This window comes from Salipiger bermudensis, assembly GCF_020171625.1.
In the GTDB taxonomy this organism is placed as follows: domain Bacteria; phylum Pseudomonadota; class Alphaproteobacteria; order Rhodobacterales; family Rhodobacteraceae; genus Salipiger; species Salipiger bermudensis_B.
In genome coordinates this window covers 23,455-40,687 of sequence record NZ_JAIUZY010000008.1, presented here as the reverse complement: position 1 = coordinate 40,687, position 17,233 = coordinate 23,455, and the positions used below count along the sequence as shown (strand labels likewise).

Below are 17,233 nucleotides of genomic sequence, written 5' to 3'. Positions count from 1 at the left end.
CGCAACGGGGCGGAGCGCGCTAAGTTTCGACCGGGCGAAATCCCGAGATAAGAACTTCTCGCGACCGTTCCGCACCGATCCGCACGCCGTCCACCCTGAAATTGATCAGCCCCAGCCGTCCTGGGTGGGGTAGACGCCGCGTGACCACATCGCTCGGAAGCTCGAGGTAGCGTTCGCACCGATGAGCCTGCGTGCCCATCAGGAGCACCAGTTTCACTTCGTGCGCAAGCAAGAGATCCCGATTAAACCGCGCCCCCTCTCTCAGGATAGCCGCACCACGGCTCGCCGGCGCATCGTACCAAGGCACCGCATTCATTGGCAGATATTCAGCCAGCGGAATTCCGTTGGCCTCCAGCGCGATCTTGAGGAGATTTGCCGTGGGATCTCCGTTTAGGACTCCGATCTCCCCGGTTCTGACCGCGTTGCACCCCGCCCCGTAGATCGTTCCGGGATCCTGCAATATCCCAGCAACGCGGTACGGGCCGCAGTGATAGGGCGCTATTTTCGGGTATCGTCGCATTTTGCGCCCGCCAGCAGCCTGTGCGGGCGCAGCCATACTGCGCCCGCATCATGCATCACATCGCCTCGAGCAGGCCCTCGCCGGCGGAAATCTCGCACGCGCCGGGGTTCGCCTCGGCGTGCAGCAGCGTGACGGTGCCGTCCTCGACCAGCATCGCATAGCGCTTCGAACGGGCGATCAGGCCCGCGGGCGGCGCGGTGAAGTCCATGCCGATGGCCTTGGTGAAGGCGCTCTCGGGATCGCCCAGCATGGTGATGCCGGCCTCGCTGGCGCCGGTCGTCTCGCCCCAGGCCTTCAGCACGAAGGGGTCGTTGACCGACACGCAGATGATCTCGTCGACGCCCTTTTCGGCGAAGTCGTTCTTGGTGCGGATGAAGCTCGGCACATGCGCCGAGTGGCAGGTCGGGGTGAAGGCGCCGGGCACCGCGAAGATCACCACCTTGCGGCCCTTGAGCTTCTCACCGAGCTCGACCGCTTCCGGTCCGTTCTCGCCGAACTGCACCAGCGTTGCGTCCGGCAACGTATCCCCTTTGGAAATGGCCATGTCGCGCGTCTCCCTTGATTGCGTTTTCCAGCCTCAGGGATATAGGCTGCGCGCGAAGAGGCAAATGCAAAATCCGGGGGCAGGCATATGGGCGACGTGGTGGTGATCGGGGGCGGCCAGGCAGGCGCCTCGCTGGTGGCGCGGCTGCGCTCGAAGGGGTTCGAGGGCGCAATCACCCTGATCGGCGCGGAGCCGGTGCCGCCCTACCAGCGCCCGCCGCTGTCCAAGGCCTACCTGCTGGGCGAGATGGAGGAGGAGCGGCTCTTCCTGCGCCCCCGCGCCTTCTACGACGAGCAGAACATCGAGCTGGTCCTGAACGCGCCGGTCACCGCCATCGACACCGAGGGCAAGGCGATCATCGCCGACGGGCGCAAGATCTCCTATGACGACCTCGTGTTCTGCACAGGCTCGCATCCGCGCCGCCTGCCCGATGCCATCGGCGGCGATCTCGACGGCGTGTTCTGCGTCCGCGGCATCGGCGATGTCGATGCCATGAAGCCGCGCTTCACCGAGGGCGCCAGCGTGCTGATCGTCGGCGGCGGCTATATCGGGCTCGAGGCGGCGGCGGTGGCCGCCAAGCTCGGCCTCCGGGTGACGCTGGTCGAGATGGCCGAGCGCATCCTGCAGCGCGTCGCCGCCCCCGAGACCGCCGATTACTTCCGCGAGCTGCACCGCGCGAAGGGCGTCGAGATCCGCGAGGGCGTGGGCCTCGGCAAGCTGACCGGCGAGGACGGCAACGTCTCCGCCGCCGAGCTCACCGACGGCACCACGCTCGACGTCGATTTCGTGATCGCCGGCGTCGGCATCCTGCCCGCGCTCGAGCTGGCGGAATCCGCCGGCATCGACATCGAGAACGGCATCCGCACCGACGCGACGGGTCGCACCTCGGCGCCCAACGTCTGGGCCGCCGGTGACTGCGCCTCCTTCCCCTATCGCGGCGAACAGATCCGTCTCGAGAGCGTCGGCAACGCCATCGATCAGGCCGAGACGGTGGCCGACAACATCATGGGCGTCGGGCGCGCCTACGAGGCCAAGCCGTGGTTCTGGTCGGATCAGTACGACGTCAAGCTGCAGATCGCCGGGCTCAACGCGGGCTACGACCGGGTGGTGGTGCGCAAGACGGGCGATGCCGTGTCGCACTGGTATTACGCCGGTGCCACGCTGCTGGCGCTCGACGCGATGAACGATCCGCGCGCCTACATGGTGGGCAAGCGCCTGATCGAGGCCGGAATATCCCCCGACCCCGAGGCCGTGACCGACCCCGGGACCGACCTCAAGGCCCTGTTGACAGCGTGAGGATCATCGCCGGAGACTGGCGCGGACGGCCGCTCACCTCGGTCGGCAAGGGCGACCCGCGGGCGCATCTGCGCCCGACCACCGACCGCGTGCGCGAGAGCCTGTTCAACATGCTGGGCGGGGGCCGCTTCGGCGAGCCTTTCGAGGGCGCTCGGGTCCTCGATCTCTTCGCGGGCACCGGGGCGCTGGGACTCGAGGCCCTGTCGCGCGGGGCCGAGACCTGCACCTTCGTCGATGACGGGCGCAAGGCGCAGTCGCTGCTGCGCGACAACATCCGGCTGCTGGGCTGCGGCGATCGCGCGCGCCTCATCGCCCGGGACGCCACCCGCCTGCCCCCGGCCGAGGCTGCCTGCGATCTGGTCTTCCTCGATCCGCCCTATGGCAAGGATCTGGGCGCCCGTGCCCTGAGCGCCGCCCGCGCCGGCGGCTGGATCGCGCCCGAGGCCCTGATCGTCTGGGAGGAAAGCGCACCGCAACCGGCCCCCGAAGGCTTCGCCCTCCTCGACACCCGCCGCTACGGCGACACCCACGTCACGGTTCTCCGCGCCGCTTGAGCGAGTAGCTCCGGCAGCTTGGAAACCGCGCGCGCCGACATCCTGGTCGCCTCATTGTTTCCTGGTGAGAGCGCGGCTGCGCAGGAGAGGCGTCACTCCCGGCTGACAAACGACCTGCCATGCGCCGCACCAACCCTTGCGGTCCGCGTCGCGCTTGGCGCACCGTCCGTGTCACAAGCGCAGGCACCACTCGCGGCATCATGAAACCGCCGGGGATCTGGCCCCGGCGCGCCCTTGCCGCCAACCTGAGCGGGAGGCACGGATCGGCCTGCCTCCGGCGGGAGTATTTTCGACGAAGAGAAGCCAGGGGCACAGCGCTCATGGCTTCTTTGGTTCAAAAATACCTCTGGGGTGAATTGGCCGCAGGCCAAGAGGGGGCAGCGCCCCCTCTCTATTTCAAGCGCGCACCTCCGGTGCGACAGGGGACAGAGCCCCTCTGTCTATTTAAAGCACTCATTCCGGTGCCACAGGAAACAGAGCGCCCTTCTCAGGTCGGGTGGAACTTGCCGCCGGGCGACAGGGTGAAGATCTCGACCCCGTCGGCGGTGACGCCCACCGAGTGCTCGAACTGGGCCGAGAGCGACTTGTCGCGGGTGATCGCGGTCCACTCGTCCTTGAGCACCTTGGTTTCCGGGCGGCCGAGATTCACCATCGGCTCGATGGTGAAGAACATGCCTTCCTCGAGCCGCGCGCCGCTGCCGGCGCGACCGTAATGCAGGACGTTGGGCGCCGCGTGGAACACCCGCCCAAGCCCATGGCCGCAGAAATCCCGCACCACCGACATGCGGTGGCTTTCCACGTAGCTCTGGATCGCGTGGCCGATGTCGCCGAAGGTGTTGCCGGGCTTCACCTGCTCGATGCCGATCATCAGCGCGTCATGGGTCACCTGCACCAGCCGCTGGGCGTAGGGCTTGGGCTCGCCGGCCACATACATGCGGCTGGTGTCGCCGTACCAGCCATCCACGATCACCGTCACGTCGATGTTCAGAATGTCCCCGTCGAGCAGCGTGTCGTCGTTGCGGGCGTGGCTGTCGTTCTTCCACTTTGGGATCTTGCTGCCGGGAATGCCGTGGCAGACCACGTGGTTGACCGAGATGCAGCTGGCGTGCTGATAGCCCCGGTAGCCGATCGTGGCAGAGGTCGAGCCGGAGGCCTCGACCGCGGCGCGGATCACCTCTTCGAGCCCGCCCGTGGTCTGGCCCGGGCGCACATGCGGCGCCACGTCGTCGAGGATTTTCGCGGCGACGGCGCCGGCGGCCTGCATGCCGGCGAAATCTTCGGGGTCGTAAATGCGGATGCCGTCCCGGGTGAGGCGGCCGCCAGTGTCATGTCTCAAGGCTGCGCGCTCCGTGTGAATTCGAGTCCTCTTCTTAAACCCTCGCGCGCCGCTTTGCCAGAGGGGACGGGCGGAACCGCCCTAGGCTATTGCGCGCCGCCCGTGTGCGGGTCAGGAAAGGGGCCTATTGCAGGAACAATGCGCGAGGGACCATGGAACCCATCAACGACATCATGAACACCGAGATCTACAACGGCACGTCCCTGTCGGACGTTCTGACTCTGGATTTCCTCGCCGGGCTGCTCGGCAACGTCGTCGGCGGCCTGCTGATCCTGATCATCGGCTTCGTCATCGCCGGATGGGTGCGGCGCCGCGTGGTCGCGATCTCGAAACGCCGGCCGCGGCTCGACGACACGCTGTTCGGCTTCCTCGGCCAGATCGCCCGCTATCTCGTGCTGATCTTCACCGGACTGATCGTTCTCAACACGCTCGGCATCCAGACGACCTCGATCATTGCCGCCCTCGGCGCGGCCGGTCTTGCGGTCGGTCTCGCGCTGCAGGGCACCCTGTCGAACGTCGCTGCCGGGGTGATGATCATCATGTTCCGCCCCTTCAAGCTGGGCGATTTCATCGAGGTGTCCGGCGAGATGGGCACGGTGAAGGACATCAGCCTCAACACCACCGAACTGGCCTCCCTCAGCAATACGCAGGTGATCGTGCCCAACGCCTCGATCTGGGGCAACGTGATCGAGAACTTCTCGGTCTACACCACCCGTCGCGCCGAATGGACCTTCGGGGTCGGGTACGGGGCCAATCTCAAGACCGCCGAAGAGGTGATCCTGAGCACCATCATGGCAGACGACCGCTCGAAATCCGACCCCGAGCCGTTCATCCAGGTCAACGGGCTTGGCGACAGCTCGGTCGATTTCCTCGTCCGGGTCTGGGTCGATAGCGCCGATTTCTTCCAGTACCAGGCCGACATGAAACGCAAGGTGAAGGAAGCGCTCGACCAGCACGGGGTCGACATCCCGTTCCCGACCCGTACGCTCGTCGTCGAGCGCGACGAGGACGGGGCCATCGCTGCGGAATAACGCCCGGCACTCTTGCGGAGATGGCGGTGGGGGCGCTGCCCCCGACGCGGCTGCGCCGCGCCTCCCCCGAGGTATTTTCGAACCAGAGAAGAGCCGGGCGCGGTCTGCTGGCGGGAAATGTCAGGCCAGGGCGCGCTCGACGGCGATGCCGAGACGCAGGAGGCGGTCTTCCTGCATCGGCGGCGCCATCAGCGACAGGCCACAGGAGGGCGTGCCGGTGGGCAGGCTGAGCGCGCATCCGCCGATCACGTTGCCGACGCGGGTGTTGCGCAGCGCCAGAAGGTTGGCGGTGACGTAATACTCCCCCTGCTCCATCAGCTTGTCGATGTTCGGCGGCAGGATCGGCGCGGTCGGGCAGAGCACCGCGTCGAAGCTGGCGGTGGCGCGGGCATAGGCGGCGCGGGCGCCCTCCATGCGATCGAGCGCGCGCAGGTAGGCGGCGCCGGTGACCGGCGTGCCGCCCTCGAAGCGCTCGCGGATCGGCGCGAACATTTTGTCGGGCGCCGCCGCGATGGCCTCGCCCCAGGCGGCCCAGGCCTCGGTGGTGTAGAGAATGCCCGCATCCTGCATCGGGATGGCGACCTCGGGCACGTCGAGATCGACGATCTCGGCACCGGCCTCCGCGAGCCTGTCGAGCGCGTCTTCGTGCGCGGCGGCGGGTTCGGGGCTCATGTCGTCGAGCACGATGGTGGTGAGCCGGGCGAAGCGCCGGCCCTTCAGCGAGGCGCCGCGCAGGTCCGGGGCGGCGCGGCCCTCGAGCGCGGCGAGGGTCAGCGCGGCATCCTCGACGGTCCGGCAGAGCGGGCCCACAGTGTCGAACGTCTGCGCGAGGGGCACCACCCCTTGCAGGGAGAGCCGGCCCGCGGTGGTTTTGAGCCCCACCAGATCGTTCCAGCAGGCCGGGATGCGCACTGAGCCGCCGGTGTCCGAGCCGATGGCGGCGGCGGCCAGCCCGAAGGCCACCGAGGCGGCGGCGCCGGAGGAAGACCCGCCGGCCACGGCCTCGGGATCGTTCACGCAAGGCGCCGTGGCGGTCATCGGGTTGAGGCCGAGGCCCGAGAAGGCCAGCTCGGACATGTGGGTCTTGCCGAGGCAGACCAGCCCCATCGCAGTCGCCATCTCGAGCACCGCGGCGTCGCGCGCCGGCACCCGGCCCTCGAGCAGCTTCGAGCCGGCCTCGGTGGCGGTGCCCGCGGTGTCGAAGAGATCCTTCCAGCTCACCGGGACCCCGTCGAGCGGCGAGCGGCGCTGCTTGAGTTCGGCGCGGCGGCGGGCGGCATGGGCCTCAGCCAGCGCCCGCTCGGGTGTCAGGCGGGCATAGATCCGGTCCGACAGCGGATGCGCGGCGATCTTGTCGAGGAACGCCTGCGTGAGCGCCACCGGGTCGATCTCGCCCGCGCCGATACCCTGCCCCAGCGCCGCCGCGCTCATGCCTGTCAGATCGCTCATCTCCGTCCCTCCTGTTTTGCCGTTGCGGCAGTGGTAGCGACAGCGCAGCGCATGGACAATCCCGCGCGGGGCCGCATATTTGCGGGCATGGAACATGATTGCGACATCCTCATCGTGGGCGGAGGGCTGAACGGCCCGGCCCTGGCTCTGGCGGCGGCGACGGCCGGGCTGAAGAGCATCGTCATCGACGCCCTGCCCGAGGCGGCGCGCACGCAGGAGGATTTCGACGGGCGCGGCTATGCGCTGGCGCTGTCCTCGGTGCGGATGCTCGACAATCTCGGGCTGTGGGAGCGGCTGGAGCCCAACGCCCAGCCGATGCGCGAGATCAAGGTAACCGACGGGCGCGTCGGCGATGCGCAGGTTTTTCTCGGACTGCATTTCGACAGCGCCGAGATCGAGGAAGGCCCGATGGGCCAGATGGTCGAGGACCGCTACCTGCGCCGCGCCCTGCTCGAGGCGATGGAGGCCAACCCGCACGTCGACCAGCGCGCCGGCGAGACGGTGATCGCGCAGCACACCGGCCCGGGCGGCATCAGCGTCACACTGGCCAGCGGCGAAACGCTGCGGGCGCGGCTGCTGGTGGGCGCCGACGGGCGGCAGAGCGGAACGGCGGCTCGGGCCGGCATCCGGCGCACCGGCTGGGGCTACGGCCAGACCGCGCTGGTCTGCGCCATTGCCCATGACGCCCCGCATCACGGCGTCGCGCACCAGTTCTTCATGCCGCCGGGGCCGCTGGCCATCCTGCCACTGCCGGGCAACCGCAGTTCCATCGTCTGGAGCGAGACCGACGCGCAGGCCCGCGCCATCAACGCACTGCCGGATGAGGACTATCTCGAGGTCCTGCGTCCGCGGTTCGGCGACTTCCTCGGCGAGATCTCCCTCGCCGGCAAGCGTTTCGTCTACCCGCTGAACCTGACGCTGGCCAACAGCTTCATCGCCGAGCGGCTGGCGCTGGTGGGGGATGCGGCGCACGGAATGCACCCGATCGCCGGACAGGGCCTGAATGCCGGGCTGCGCGACGTGGCGGCGCTGGCGGATGTGCTGAGCCACGCGCAGCGGCGCGGAGAGGACATCGCCTCGCCGCTGGTGCTGGCGCGCTACCAGCAATGGCGGCGCTTCGACACCGCCTCGCTGGCCGCGGCGACGGACCTGTTCAACCGGCTGTTCTCGAACGACAACGCGCTGCTGCGGCTTGGCCGCGATCTCGGCATGGCGGCGATCAATGCGGTGCCCGGGCTGCGCCGGGGCTTCATCCGCGAGGCCGCCGGCATCACCGGAGACCTGCCGGAGCTGATGCGCGACTGAGCGCGCACCCCGCAGCGATGCACAGATCCTGCGCCGAGGCGAACCCTCGGCGCCCTTGTGCGGCGTGCGGCCGCGTTCCTATCTCGTCGACAAGGGCGGCAGAGCCCGACGCGCCACTTAGGCGCAGCCTGCCAGCCCATTTTGGCGCAGCGCGCTGCGACGGATCAAGGAGCCGTTCCCATGAAGACTATCGGATTTCTGTCCTTCGGACACTGGTCGCCCACACAGGGCAGCGAAGTGAAGACCGCCGCCGACGTGCTGACCCAGTCGATCGAGCTGGCCGTGGCCGCCGAGGAGCTGGGGCTCGACGGGGCCTATTTCCGAGTGCACCATTTCGCCCGGCAGCTCGCCTCGCCCTTCCCGCTTCTCGCCGCCGTAGGCGCGCGCACCTCGAAGATCGAGATCGGCACCGGCGTGATCGACATGCGCTACGAGAACCCCTTCTACATGGCCGAGGATGCCGGCGCGGCGGACCTGATCGCCGGCGGGCGGCTGCAGCTTGGCCTGTCGCGCGGCTCGCCGGAGCAGGTGATCGACGGCTGGAAGCATTTCGGCTACCGCCCCGCCGAGGGCGAAAGCCCGGCCGACATGGCGCGGCGCCACACGCAGGTCTTCCTCGACCTGCTCGAGGGCAAGGGCTTTGCCGAGCCGAACCCGCGCCCGATGTTCCCCAACCCGCCGGGCCTGCTGCGGCTAGAGCCGCACTCCGAGGGTCTGCGCGACCGGATCTGGTGGGGCGCCGGCTCGAATGCCACGGCGGAATGGGCGGCCAAGCTCGGGATGCACCTGCAAAGCTCGACGCTGAAGGATGACGAGACCGGCGAGCCGTTCCACGTTCAGCAGGCCGATCAGCTGCGGGCCTACAAGGCGGCGTGGAAAGAGGCCGGGCACACCCACACCCCGCGCACCTCGGTGAGCCGGTCGATCTTTGCCATCACCAACGACACCGACCGCATGTATTTCGGGCGCGGCGGCAAGGAGACCGATCAGGTAGGCTTCATCGAGCAGCAGCGCTCGATCTTCGGGCGCGGCTATGCCGACGAGCCGGACCGGCTCATCGAGCAGCTGAAGCGGGACGAGGCGATTGCCGAGGCCGACACCCTGCTGCTCACGGTGCCGAACATGCTGGGTGTCGACTACAACGCCCACGTGATCGAGACCATCCTGACCGAGGTGGCCCCGGCGCTTGGCTGGCGCTGAGCCGGGGGACGGCACTCGACCGTGCGCGGTTTGAACGCGGCGCAAAATCGGGGGAAAGGGGCCTGTCCCTCAACCGCAAACCTGCGCCGCGCGCGGCGCAGGGACTGGCGCGCCCGACCTGCGCCGCAGAAGCGGCAGGACAGGCTCAGGGCGCACAACCGCCGGCCCGTCATACGGTCCTGCCGAAGACCCCCTGCAGCACCGTTTCCCACAGGGCGTGGCGCCGCGTGCCCTGCCTGCACAAAAGCAAAGGCCGGCCCGCAAAGCGGACCGGCCTCCTTGACCTTTTGAGAGCGCAGCCGCTTACTTGATGCGCTGGCCGTTGGCGAGCACGTGGCCCTGCTCGTTGACCTCGATCTTCGAGGTCAGCGTGTCGGGCTCGGATCCCGGCACGGCGAACATGCTCATCATCATCCGCGCGCCCATCGCGTCCTGCTCGCTGACGAAGCCCATCTCGATCAGCTTGTCGATCAGGCCGTTCGCGCCGCTCATCTGCAGGTTCAGCACGCCCTCGGGACGCGGCATTCCGTCAAAGCTCTGCAGATCGGTGTTGTCGAAGGTAAAGTCGCCCTGACCGGTGATCTGCGCACCCGCCGCATCGATGGTGAGGTTGTTGAGCGTCAGCGCGTTCAGCTCACCCGGAGGGGTCGACCCGTCGAGCGACTCCATCTGCTTGGGATCGAGGATATCGACCTTGGGCGTGACCTTGCCGGCCAGATCGATCACCACCGTCGCCGGGTCGCGCGGCAGGATGCCCTTCGGATCGAAGATCGACCAGATCATGTCAGAGGTGGTGAAGCCCGCGAGGGTCAGGTTCACCGCCGCATCGACCGGCTCCTCGGATGCGCCGACCGGCGTCAGGAAATGCAGCCGCATTTCATCCATCTGGGCCGAGATCGGCAGGGGCATGTCGGGCGAGGTGACATCGATGTTCACGCCCATCGAGCGCACGTCGTAATCGAGGGACTCCTGCGACATCTTCATCGCGAAGCTGCCGCCCTTGCTCGAGGTTTCGCCCGAGGTGGTGTTGCCACCCTCGGTCATGGCGAAGCGCGACTGCCCGGCGGTGTAGCGAATGGCCCCGTCGACCATCATGCCGGCTTGCAGCAGTTCGCTGGGGTTGTCGGTGCTCACGTCCTGCGGCAGTTCGGTGGTGGCGTCCGAGCTCACGCCTTCCAGCGTGCCGGTGATCATCCCCTCGTCGTCGCCCTCGGGGTCGCCGCCGGTAAAGTCGTAGCTCACCGTACCGAGCGAAAGCTGCTGGTGGATCTCGCGCATCCCGTCGGCCAGGGAAACGCGGGTCTCGCCATCGACGGGGCCGGCGCTGAGCTGGCCTGCCATGTCGTCGCGCGACACCGCCTCGCCATCGATGACCAGATCGCTCAGGACCAGCGCCAGCGAGCTTGCGCTGTAGACATAGGTCATGTCGTCGGGCTCGCCGGCGATGATCATCTCCATGTCCTCGAGCGTATAGTCGAGGGTCATGTCGACGGACTTGTCATCGGACGGGGCGACGTTGACCTGCACGGGCATGGTGGTCGGCATATCGAGCGCCACGGTGCCGTCGCCCTGATCGCGCAGCGCCAGCTGCTCGATCACGAAGGTCACCTCGCCCTCGTCCTCGGGGAGAGGCTTGCGCAGGGTCATCTCGGTTAGCGTCAGCGTATTCCCGGAGCGGCTTTCCTCTGCCGTCACCTCGTAGCCAAAGCTGGTGAGATAGGCCTCGAGGTCGGCCCAAACCTGATCGGCTGTCACATCGGCCCATGCCGGCGGAGCGGCGAGGATCGCCGCGCTCGCGGCGGCCAAGGCAAAATTGGAGACACGCATGGATCAACCCTTTCGTTCGAGTTCTTCAAATCAATGTAGCCTACTTCTGCCCCGTCGTCCGTGGGGTCAAGAGGCTGGACCGCGGGTATTCCAGCCTTTACCAAAGAGTGGAATCGAAAATGACGAGGCATCCCATGGATCTGACGGGGAAAACCGCCCTGATCACCGGCGCCAGCCGCGGCATCGGCGCGGCCGCCGTGCGCGCCTTCGCCGAGGCAGGCGCCAATGTGGCTCTGGTGGCGCGCAGCCGCGACGCCATCGCCGAACTGGCCGGCGAAATCGGCCCCAAGGCTGTCGCCATTCCCTGCGAAATCTCGCGCTACTGGGAGGTCGAGCAGGCGGTGGAAAACTGCCACAAAGCGTTCGGATCTCTCGACATCGTGATCAACAACGCCGGCGTGATCGAGCCCATCGCGCCTCTGGCCGAGGCCGACCCCGAGAGCTGGGGCGCGCTCATCGACGTGAACCTCAAGGGCGTGTTCCACGGGATGCGCGCGGCGCTGCCGGGGATGCTTGCCGCCGGTGGCGGCACCATCCTGACCATCGGCTCGGGTGCGGCGCACCGCCCGCTCGAGGGCTGGTCGGCCTATTGCACCTCCAAGGCCGGCGCGCTGATGGTCACCCGCGCCACCGACGAGGAATACCGCAACCGCGGCATCCGCGCGATCTCGCTGTCGCCCGGCACCGTGGCGACCGAGATGCAGCGCACCATCAAGGGAAGCGGCATCAACGCGGTGAGCCAGCTCGACTGGTCCGATCACATCCCGCCCGAATGGGTCGCCAAGACCCTTCTGTGGATGTGCGGCCCCGAGGCCGACGGCTTCCTCGGCGACGAGATCTCGCTGCGCGACGAGGAGATCCGGCGCAAGGTGGGCGTGGCGTGATTTCGCTCGAGAGGGATAACGGCTACTGGATCGCGGTGATCGACCGCCCCGACAAGGCCAACTCCCTCACCCCCGAGATGCTCGAACGGCTCTGCGAGATCGCCGAGGCCGCCCGCGAGGCGCAGGTGCTGGTGCTGACCGGCGTGGGCAAGGTGTTCTCCGCCGGAGCCGATCTCGAGGCGGCGCGCGCGGGGCTCGCCACCTCGCCGCTCTGGGAGCGGCTGTCCGGCGCCATCGCGCGGCTTCCCGGGCTGACCATCTGCGCGCTCAACGGCACGCTGGCCGGCGGCGCCATGGGCATGGCGCTGGCCTGCGACCTGCGCATCGCCGTGGAGAGCGCAAAATTCTTCTACCCGGTGATGAAGCTGGGCTTTCTGCCGCAGCCCTCCGATCCCGCACGCCTCGCAGCGCTGGTGGGGCCGTCGCGGGCCAAGATGATCCTCATGGCCGGACAGAAGATCCCGGCGGAGGAGGCGCTGCAATGGGGCCTAATCGACCGCATCGTCGCGCCCGACGCGCTGATGACCGAGGCCCGCGCGCTGGCCGCGGACACGCTGGGCCAGACGCCCGAGCACAGCCGCGCCATCAAGGCGCTGGTGCGCTAGGCGGCGCGCGTCGATGTGCGGGCGCTACGCCATCACGCTGGCCAAGGAGGCGATGGCGCAGATCTTCGAGGCGGTGCCCGGCAACGACCTGCCGGAGGTGCCCAACTTCAACGTCTGCCCGACCAACACCGTGCACACGGTACGCAGCAGCGACGGCACCCGCAGCCTCTCCGCGATGCGCTGGGGCTTCATCCCGCACTGGTACAAGACGCCGAGCGACGGGCCGCTGCTGATCAACGCCCGCGCCGAGACCATCGCCGAGAAGCCGGCCTTCCGCACCGCCTGCCGCGAGCGTCGCTGCCTGATCCCGGCAAGCGGCTTCTACGAGTGGACCAAGGGCGAGGACGACGCCCGTCTGCCGTGGTACATCCACCCCACCAAGGACGATTGTCTGGCCTTCGCCGGCATCTGGCAGGACTGGGAGCGCGACGGCGAGATGCTGCGCACCTGCGCCATCGTCACCACCGCTGCCGCGGGCGAGATGACGCAGATCCACCACCGGATGCCGGTGACCCTCGCGGCCTCGGACTGGGCGCTCTGGCTGGGCGAGGATGGCCGTGGCGCGGCCACGCTGATGCAGCCCGCCCCCAAGGGCACGCTGCGCTTTCACCGGGTCGACCGGGAGGTGAACTCGAACCGTGCCAGCGGCCCGCAGCTCATTGAACCGATCTGAGACCGGCGCGCGCCTGAGGGCGCGATGGCGGCCTCAGTTCTGAGCGTCGCCCGCTTGCGCCGGTTCATAGGCGATGAGGCCCGTGGCGATGCTGCCCTCGTTCACGGTGTCGCCGAAGCTTTGGGTCATGCCCTCGGTCACCTCGAGCGTGTAGCTCTCGCCGGGTTCCAACACGCCGGTGTCCCAGCTGCCGTCCGAGGCGGTGGCCGACATTGCCACGATCGAGCTGTTCTCGAACGTCACGGTGTCTCCGATCACCGGATAAACCTCGCTGGGGAAATAGCCCTGCCCCATCAGAAGGACGGAATGCTCCCTCGCCGAGAGAGGCGCCGCGAGAAGACCCAGGGTCAGGGCCAGAAGTCCGGATTTGCGCAGCATGTTACCACTCCTTCACACACACCATGTCGGCCCCACCGCGTGGCCTACGCCGGAGCTATGCGAGGATTCGGGCAACAGTTTGGCGGTTCGCGACAATCCGCGCGACCGCGGTCAGGTCAGCGCGGCGGGACGCGGTTCCGGGCATCGCAGGCAGCGCCGGGGCAATCGGCTCTGCCACGCGCCTTTCACCTCTCCCCCCCTCGGGCAGGGATCAGAGCGCCGCGACCACCACGATCTCGACCCGGTGTCCGGCGGCCAGCCCGGTCTCGACACAGGCGCGCTGCGGCCAGTGCTGCGGGTCCGCGCCGATCCAGTCGCACCAGGCGCGGTCCATCTCATCCTTGGTGGCGATGTCGGTGAGGTAGACCGTGGCGCTGAGGATGCGGGTCCTGTCGCTGCCCATCTCGGTCAGGATCTCGTCGATCCGGGCCAGCGTGCTGGCGGTCTGGTCGTGCACGCCGTCGGTCTCGATCTGGGTGGTCGCCACCGCCCAGCCCACGCCGTTGAAGGCGGTGCCGGAATTGCGCCCCGTGTAGGGGCCGCGCACGCGGGTAATGTCGCTCATCGCTTGTCCTCTCTCAACGTCCGATCGCATAGGCCTGCATCAGGCGCGGCGTCGCCGCCGCCTGCAGCATCCCGTCGCCGTGGCGCAGCGCGACAGTGAGCCGCCCGACGCTGTTGGGCTCGGCCACCACCACGTCATGGCCGCGCGCCTTCAGCGCCTCGATCACCACCGGGCCGATGCTGGCCTCGATCATCATCGTGCCCGGCTTGGCCTCGCGCGGGTAGAACGAGGTCTGGAAATGCTGCGAATGGAACAGCGGCGCGTCGATGCCCTGCTGCAGGTCGAAGCCGTGATGCACGAAGCGCAGGAACCAGACCAGCTGCCACTGGTCCTGCTGGTCGCCACCGGGTGTGCCGAAGGACAGGATCTCGCCCTTCGGCCCGTAGGCGATGGAGGGCGTCAGCGTGGTGCGTGGCCGGGCGCCCGGTGTCAGCGACGCGGGCAGACCTTCGTCGAGCCAGAACATCTGCGCCCGGCTGTTGAGCGGGAAGCCCAGCCCCGGCACCACCGGGCTCGACTGCAGCCAGCCGCCCGAAGGCGTGGCCGAGACCATGTTGCCCCAGCGGTCGACGATGTCGAGATGCACCGTGTCGCCCCTCGTGTCGGTCAGGTGCGCCATGGTCGGCTCGCCGGTGGCCGGGTCCGTCATCACGTCGATGCGCCGCGCGGCGCGGGCGATGGCGGCGTCGGCCAGCGCCTCGTGCCCTGGAATGCGCCCCGGTCGCTGTTCCTGCGATGCCTCGTCCGTGATCAGCGCCGCGCGCTCGCGCCCGTAGCGTTCGGAGAGCAGGGTCTCGAGCGGGATGTCGTAGTGATCGGGGTCGCCGTAATAGGCCTCGCGGTCGGCCCAGGCGAGCTTGATCGCCTCGATCACCGTGTGGGCGAATTCCTCGCCCAGCGGGTCCATCGCCGAAAGGTCGAAATTCTTCAGGATCTGCAGCGCCTGCAACAGCACCGGTCCCTGCCCCCACGGGCCCGTCTTGCAGACCGTCCAGCCGTGGTACGCGACGCTGGCCGGGGCCTCGTAGGAGGCCTCCCAGCCGGCCAGGTCCGCGCGCGTGAGCAACGCGCCGTGGCGCTCCCCGGTCACGTCCATCACCTTTGCATCGCCGAGGTAATCGGCGATGGCGTCGGCCACGAAGCCGTCGCGCCACGCGGCGCGGGCGGCGTCGATCCGAGCGACGCGGGTGTCGCCCCGGGCGGCCTCGACAAGCCGCCGGTACGTCGCGGCGAGGTCGGGGTTGCGGAACAGCGCCAGCGCCCCGGGCGCGGCGCCGTCCGGGCACCACACGGCGTGCGAGCTGGGCCAGTGCGCCGCGAAGAAACGCTCGAGCCCTGCGATGGCCCCGGCCACCGATGCCAGCATCGGGTGACCGTCAGAGAGATAGCCGATGGCCGGCGCCAGAACCTCAGACAGCTCCATGCTGCCGTGATCGCGCAGGAGCAGGAGCCAGCCGTCGAAGGCGCCGGGCACCACGGTGGCGAGCAGCCCCGAGCCGGGGATCAGCCCATCGATGCCCGCGGCCCGCATCGCCTCGATGCTGGCGGCGGCGGGTGCCACCCCCTGCGCGCAAAGCACGCCGGGCTTCCCGTCGCGCGCCGAGTGGAACAGCACCGGCAGATCGCCCGCCGGCCCGTTGAGATGCGGCTCGACCACCTGCAGGACGAAGCCCGTGGCCACCGCGGCGTCGAACGCGTTGCCGCCCTTCTCGAGGATCGCCATGCCGACCGCCGAGGCAATCCAGTGGGTCGAGGTCACCATGCCGAAGGTGCCGCGGATCTCGGGCCGTGTCGTGAAGCCTGCCATGTCTGCCCTCCTCAGGCGGTCAGAAGTTCGCGCGGGCAGTTGGCGAAGCAGCGCGCCCCGCCCTCGGTCACCGCGAAGGTCTCGCTCACCACGAGGCCGTAATTCTCGAGCCACAGCGCCGGGATACAGTGAAAGGTCATGTTCTCCTCCATCACCGTGGTGTCGCCGGCGCGCAGCGAACAGGTCAGCTCGCCCCATGTGGGCGGGAAACCGATGCCAACCGGATAGCCGATGCGGCTGTCCTTCTCGATGCCGTGGCGGCGGATCACCGCCTCCCAGGCATGGGCCATCACCTGACACTCGATGCCCGGTCTCACCACGTCGAGCGCCGCCTCGAGCCCCTCGCGGATCACCTTGGTGGTCTCGACCAGCGCGGCGGGCGGGTCCCCCACATGCACGCAGCGCGACAGCGGCGAATGATAGCGGTGCCGGATGCCGCCCATCTCGATATAGAAGACCTCGCCCTCTTCGAGCGGCGCGTCGGTCCAGCTAAGGTGCGGGGCCGAGGCGATCTCGCCCACCATGGCGTTGGGCGGCTTGCAGGGGAAGGTGCCGCCGAACTCGGGTGTTCCGGATGTGGTGACGCGGTAGAGCTCGGCCATCACGTCGCATTGCCGCACGCCGGGCCTGCAGAGCCGACGGGCGCTGTCCATCGCCAGCGTGGCGATCTGACCGGCCTGCGACATGTACTCGAGCTCGCGCGGGGATTTCACCATGCGCACGCGGTTGACCAGCAGGAAGCCGTCCTTGAACTCGCCCTGTCCAAGGCCCTGCACCAGGATGCGGTTCCACTTGGCGGTGTAGTAGTAATCGTCCTGCTCGGCGGCGATGCGGCCCTTGTCCCAGCCCTTCTCCTTCAGCAACTCGACGAGGTAGTCCATCGGGTGCAGCTCATCACTGCCGACATATTCGTCGGGATAGGGGATGACGTTGTCTTCGCGCAGGTAGGCGGTGAACTTGGCGCCCACCGCGTCCATCTTGCGACCGAACCAGAACGGCTCCTCGGCATCGACCGAGACCACCACCATCTGCGGCGTGTAGAAGGACCAGCCGTCATAGCCCGTCAGGTAGAACTGGTTCGCCGGGTTCGAGACCAGCAGCACGTCGATCCCCCGGTTTCGCATGGCGGCCTGTGTCCGGGCCACGCGGGCGCGGTATTCGTCGGTATCGAAAAGCAGGGGCATCGGCGTCTCCGGAGGTCGGGGTCCGGTGCCAGACAACCGCGCAAGGGCCGCGTTGTCGACCGATTTTTCGTTTCT

The 17,233-nt window shown here is 68.3% G+C and carries 17 protein-coding genes; 8 read left to right on the top strand and 9 right to left on the bottom strand.

All coding sequences use genetic code 11. From position 1 onward, the window contains the following. Positions 1-19 precede the first annotated feature (19 nt). A complete protein-coding gene (locus LCM15_RS14850; protein WP_224857755.1) occupies positions 20-556 on the bottom strand; it encodes a hypothetical protein in 537 nt (178 codons plus the stop codon). A 19-nt stretch (positions 557-575) separates the two neighbouring features. After that, positions 576-1,064, bottom strand: coding sequence for a peroxiredoxin (locus tag LCM15_RS14845; protein WP_224857753.1), 489 nt, complete (start codon positions 1,062-1,064; stop codon positions 576-578). 87 nt (positions 1,065-1,151) lie between these two features. On the opposite strand from LCM15_RS14845, the gene LCM15_RS14840 reads away from it, so the two are divergent. Together LCM15_RS14840 and rsmD are read left to right on the top strand one after the other, a co-directional pair. Then, entirely contained in the window at positions 1,152-2,360 is a 1,209-nt protein-coding gene (locus LCM15_RS14840; protein WP_224857751.1) for an NAD(P)/FAD-dependent oxidoreductase, read from the top strand. Further along, positions 2,357-2,914: a 16S rRNA (guanine(966)-N(2))-methyltransferase RsmD gene (gene rsmD, locus LCM15_RS14835; protein WP_224857749.1), complete on the top strand. Its 558-nt coding sequence runs from the start codon at positions 2,357-2,359 to the stop codon at positions 2,912-2,914. The genes LCM15_RS14840 and rsmD overlap by 4 nt, the downstream gene beginning before the upstream one ends. A gap of 487 nt (positions 2,915-3,401) precedes the next feature. Here the strand turns inward: rsmD and map are convergent, their stop codons facing one another. Further along, on the bottom strand, positions 3,402-4,250 hold the full coding sequence (map, locus tag LCM15_RS14830; protein WP_224857747.1) for a type I methionyl aminopeptidase: 849 nt from the start codon (positions 4,248-4,250) through the stop codon (positions 3,402-3,404). A 152-nt stretch (positions 4,251-4,402) separates the two neighbouring features. Here map and LCM15_RS14825 point away from each other — a divergent pair, with 152 nt between their 5' ends. Next, positions 4,403-5,281: a mechanosensitive ion channel family protein gene (locus tag LCM15_RS14825; protein WP_224857745.1), complete on the top strand. Its 879-nt coding sequence runs from the start codon at positions 4,403-4,405 to the stop codon at positions 5,279-5,281. Between the two features lie 120 nt (positions 5,282-5,401). Here the strand turns inward: LCM15_RS14825 and LCM15_RS14820 are convergent, their stop codons facing one another. Continuing rightward, positions 5,402-6,730, bottom strand: coding sequence for an amidase (locus tag LCM15_RS14820; RefSeq protein ID WP_224857742.1), 1,329 nt, complete (start codon positions 6,728-6,730; stop codon positions 5,402-5,404). Positions 6,731-6,781: 51 nt separating this feature from the next. Here LCM15_RS14820 and LCM15_RS14815 point away from each other — a divergent pair, with 51 nt between their 5' ends. Both LCM15_RS14815 and LCM15_RS14810 read left to right on the top strand, forming a co-directional pair. After that, positions 6,782-8,035 (top strand): UbiH/UbiF/VisC/COQ6 family ubiquinone biosynthesis hydroxylase, encoded by a 1,254-nt coding sequence (locus LCM15_RS14815; RefSeq protein ID WP_224857741.1) that lies wholly within the window; start codon positions 6,782-6,784, stop codon positions 8,033-8,035. Between the two features lie 180 nt (positions 8,036-8,215). Next, positions 8,216-9,235, top strand: coding sequence for an LLM class flavin-dependent oxidoreductase (locus tag LCM15_RS14810; RefSeq protein ID WP_224857740.1), 1,020 nt, complete (start codon positions 8,216-8,218; stop codon positions 9,233-9,235). A gap of 303 nt (positions 9,236-9,538) precedes the next feature. On the opposite strand, the gene LCM15_RS14805 is transcribed toward LCM15_RS14810, so the two are convergent. Next, on the bottom strand, positions 9,539-11,062 hold the full coding sequence (locus LCM15_RS14805) for a DUF2125 domain-containing protein (RefSeq protein WP_224857739.1): 1,524 nt from the start codon (positions 11,060-11,062) through the stop codon (positions 9,539-9,541). 134 nt (positions 11,063-11,196) lie between these two features. On the opposite strand from LCM15_RS14805, the gene LCM15_RS14800 reads away from it, so the two are divergent. From LCM15_RS14800 to LCM15_RS14790, 3 genes are read left to right on the top strand one after another with little or no spacing between them, the layout of a single operon-like run. Continuing rightward, complete coding sequence (locus LCM15_RS14800) at positions 11,197-11,946, top strand: SDR family oxidoreductase (RefSeq protein ID WP_224857738.1); 750 nt, start codon at positions 11,197-11,199, stop codon at positions 11,944-11,946. After that, entirely contained in the window at positions 11,943-12,551 is a 609-nt protein-coding gene (locus LCM15_RS14795) for an enoyl-CoA hydratase/isomerase family protein (protein WP_224857737.1), read from the top strand. The genes LCM15_RS14800 and LCM15_RS14795 overlap by 4 nt, the downstream gene beginning before the upstream one ends. 13 nt (positions 12,552-12,564) lie before the next feature. Continuing rightward, positions 12,565-13,224: an SOS response-associated peptidase gene (locus LCM15_RS14790; protein WP_224857735.1), complete on the top strand. Its 660-nt coding sequence runs from the start codon at positions 12,565-12,567 to the stop codon at positions 13,222-13,224. A gap of 33 nt (positions 13,225-13,257) precedes the next feature. On the opposite strand, the gene LCM15_RS14785 is transcribed toward LCM15_RS14790, so the two are convergent. The 4 genes from LCM15_RS14785 to LCM15_RS14770 all read right to left on the bottom strand — a co-directional run bounded on the left by LCM15_RS14785 (position 13,258) and on the right by LCM15_RS14770 (position 17,158). Continuing rightward, positions 13,258-13,602 carry a hypothetical protein gene (locus LCM15_RS14785; protein ID WP_224857733.1) on the bottom strand — a complete coding sequence of 115 codons (345 nt, stop codon included), beginning with the start codon at positions 13,600-13,602 and terminating at the stop codon, positions 13,258-13,260. Between the two features lie 211 nt (positions 13,603-13,813). Continuing rightward, positions 13,814-14,167, bottom strand: a complete 354-nt coding sequence (locus LCM15_RS14780; protein ID WP_224857731.1) for a RidA family protein — start codon at positions 14,165-14,167, stop codon at positions 13,814-13,816. Between the two features lie 13 nt (positions 14,168-14,180). After that, on the bottom strand, positions 14,181-15,974 hold the full coding sequence (locus tag LCM15_RS14775) for a gamma-glutamyltransferase family protein (RefSeq protein WP_224857729.1): 1,794 nt from the start codon (positions 15,972-15,974) through the stop codon (positions 14,181-14,183). A gap of 11 nt (positions 15,975-15,985) precedes the next feature. Next, a complete protein-coding gene (locus tag LCM15_RS14770; RefSeq protein ID WP_224857727.1) occupies positions 15,986-17,158 on the bottom strand; it encodes a M24 family metallopeptidase in 1,173 nt (390 codons plus the stop codon). Between the last annotated feature and the right edge of the window lie 75 nt (positions 17,159-17,233).

Coding starts and splice junctions, on each gene's coding strand:
- LCM15_RS14850 (WP_224857755.1), bottom strand. CDS start 556: ATGGCTGCGCCCGCACAGGCTGCTGGCGGGCGCAAAATGCGACGATAC.
- LCM15_RS14845 (WP_224857753.1), bottom strand. CDS start 1,064: ATGGCCATTTCCAAAGGGGATACGTTGCCGGACGCAACGCTGGTGCAG.
- LCM15_RS14840 (WP_224857751.1), top strand. CDS start 1,152: ATGGGCGACGTGGTGGTGATCGGGGGCGGCCAGGCAGGCGCCTCGCTG.
- LCM15_RS14825 (WP_224857745.1), top strand. CDS start 4,403: ATGGAACCCATCAACGACATCATGAACACCGAGATCTACAACGGCACG.
- LCM15_RS14820 (WP_224857742.1), bottom strand. CDS start 6,730: ATGAGCGATCTGACAGGCATGAGCGCGGCGGCGCTGGGGCAGGGTATC.
- LCM15_RS14815 (WP_224857741.1), top strand. CDS start 6,782: ATGGACAATCCCGCGCGGGGCCGCATATTTGCGGGCATGGAACATGAT.
- LCM15_RS14810 (WP_224857740.1), top strand. CDS start 8,216: ATGAAGACTATCGGATTTCTGTCCTTCGGACACTGGTCGCCCACACAG.
- LCM15_RS14805 (WP_224857739.1), bottom strand. CDS start 11,062: ATGCGTGTCTCCAATTTTGCCTTGGCCGCCGCGAGCGCGGCGATCCTC.
- LCM15_RS14800 (WP_224857738.1), top strand. CDS start 11,197: ATGGATCTGACGGGGAAAACCGCCCTGATCACCGGCGCCAGCCGCGGC.
- LCM15_RS14790 (WP_224857735.1), top strand. CDS start 12,565: ATGTGCGGGCGCTACGCCATCACGCTGGCCAAGGAGGCGATGGCGCAG.
- LCM15_RS14785 (WP_224857733.1), bottom strand. CDS start 13,602: ATGCTGCGCAAATCCGGACTTCTGGCCCTGACCCTGGGTCTTCTCGCG.
- LCM15_RS14780 (WP_224857731.1), bottom strand. CDS start 14,167: ATGAGCGACATTACCCGCGTGCGCGGCCCCTACACGGGGCGCAATTCC.
- LCM15_RS14775 (WP_224857729.1), bottom strand. CDS start 15,974: ATGGCAGGCTTCACGACACGGCCCGAGATCCGCGGCACCTTCGGCATG.
- LCM15_RS14770 (WP_224857727.1), bottom strand. CDS start 17,158: ATGCCCCTGCTTTTCGATACCGACGAATACCGCGCCCGCGTGGCCCGG.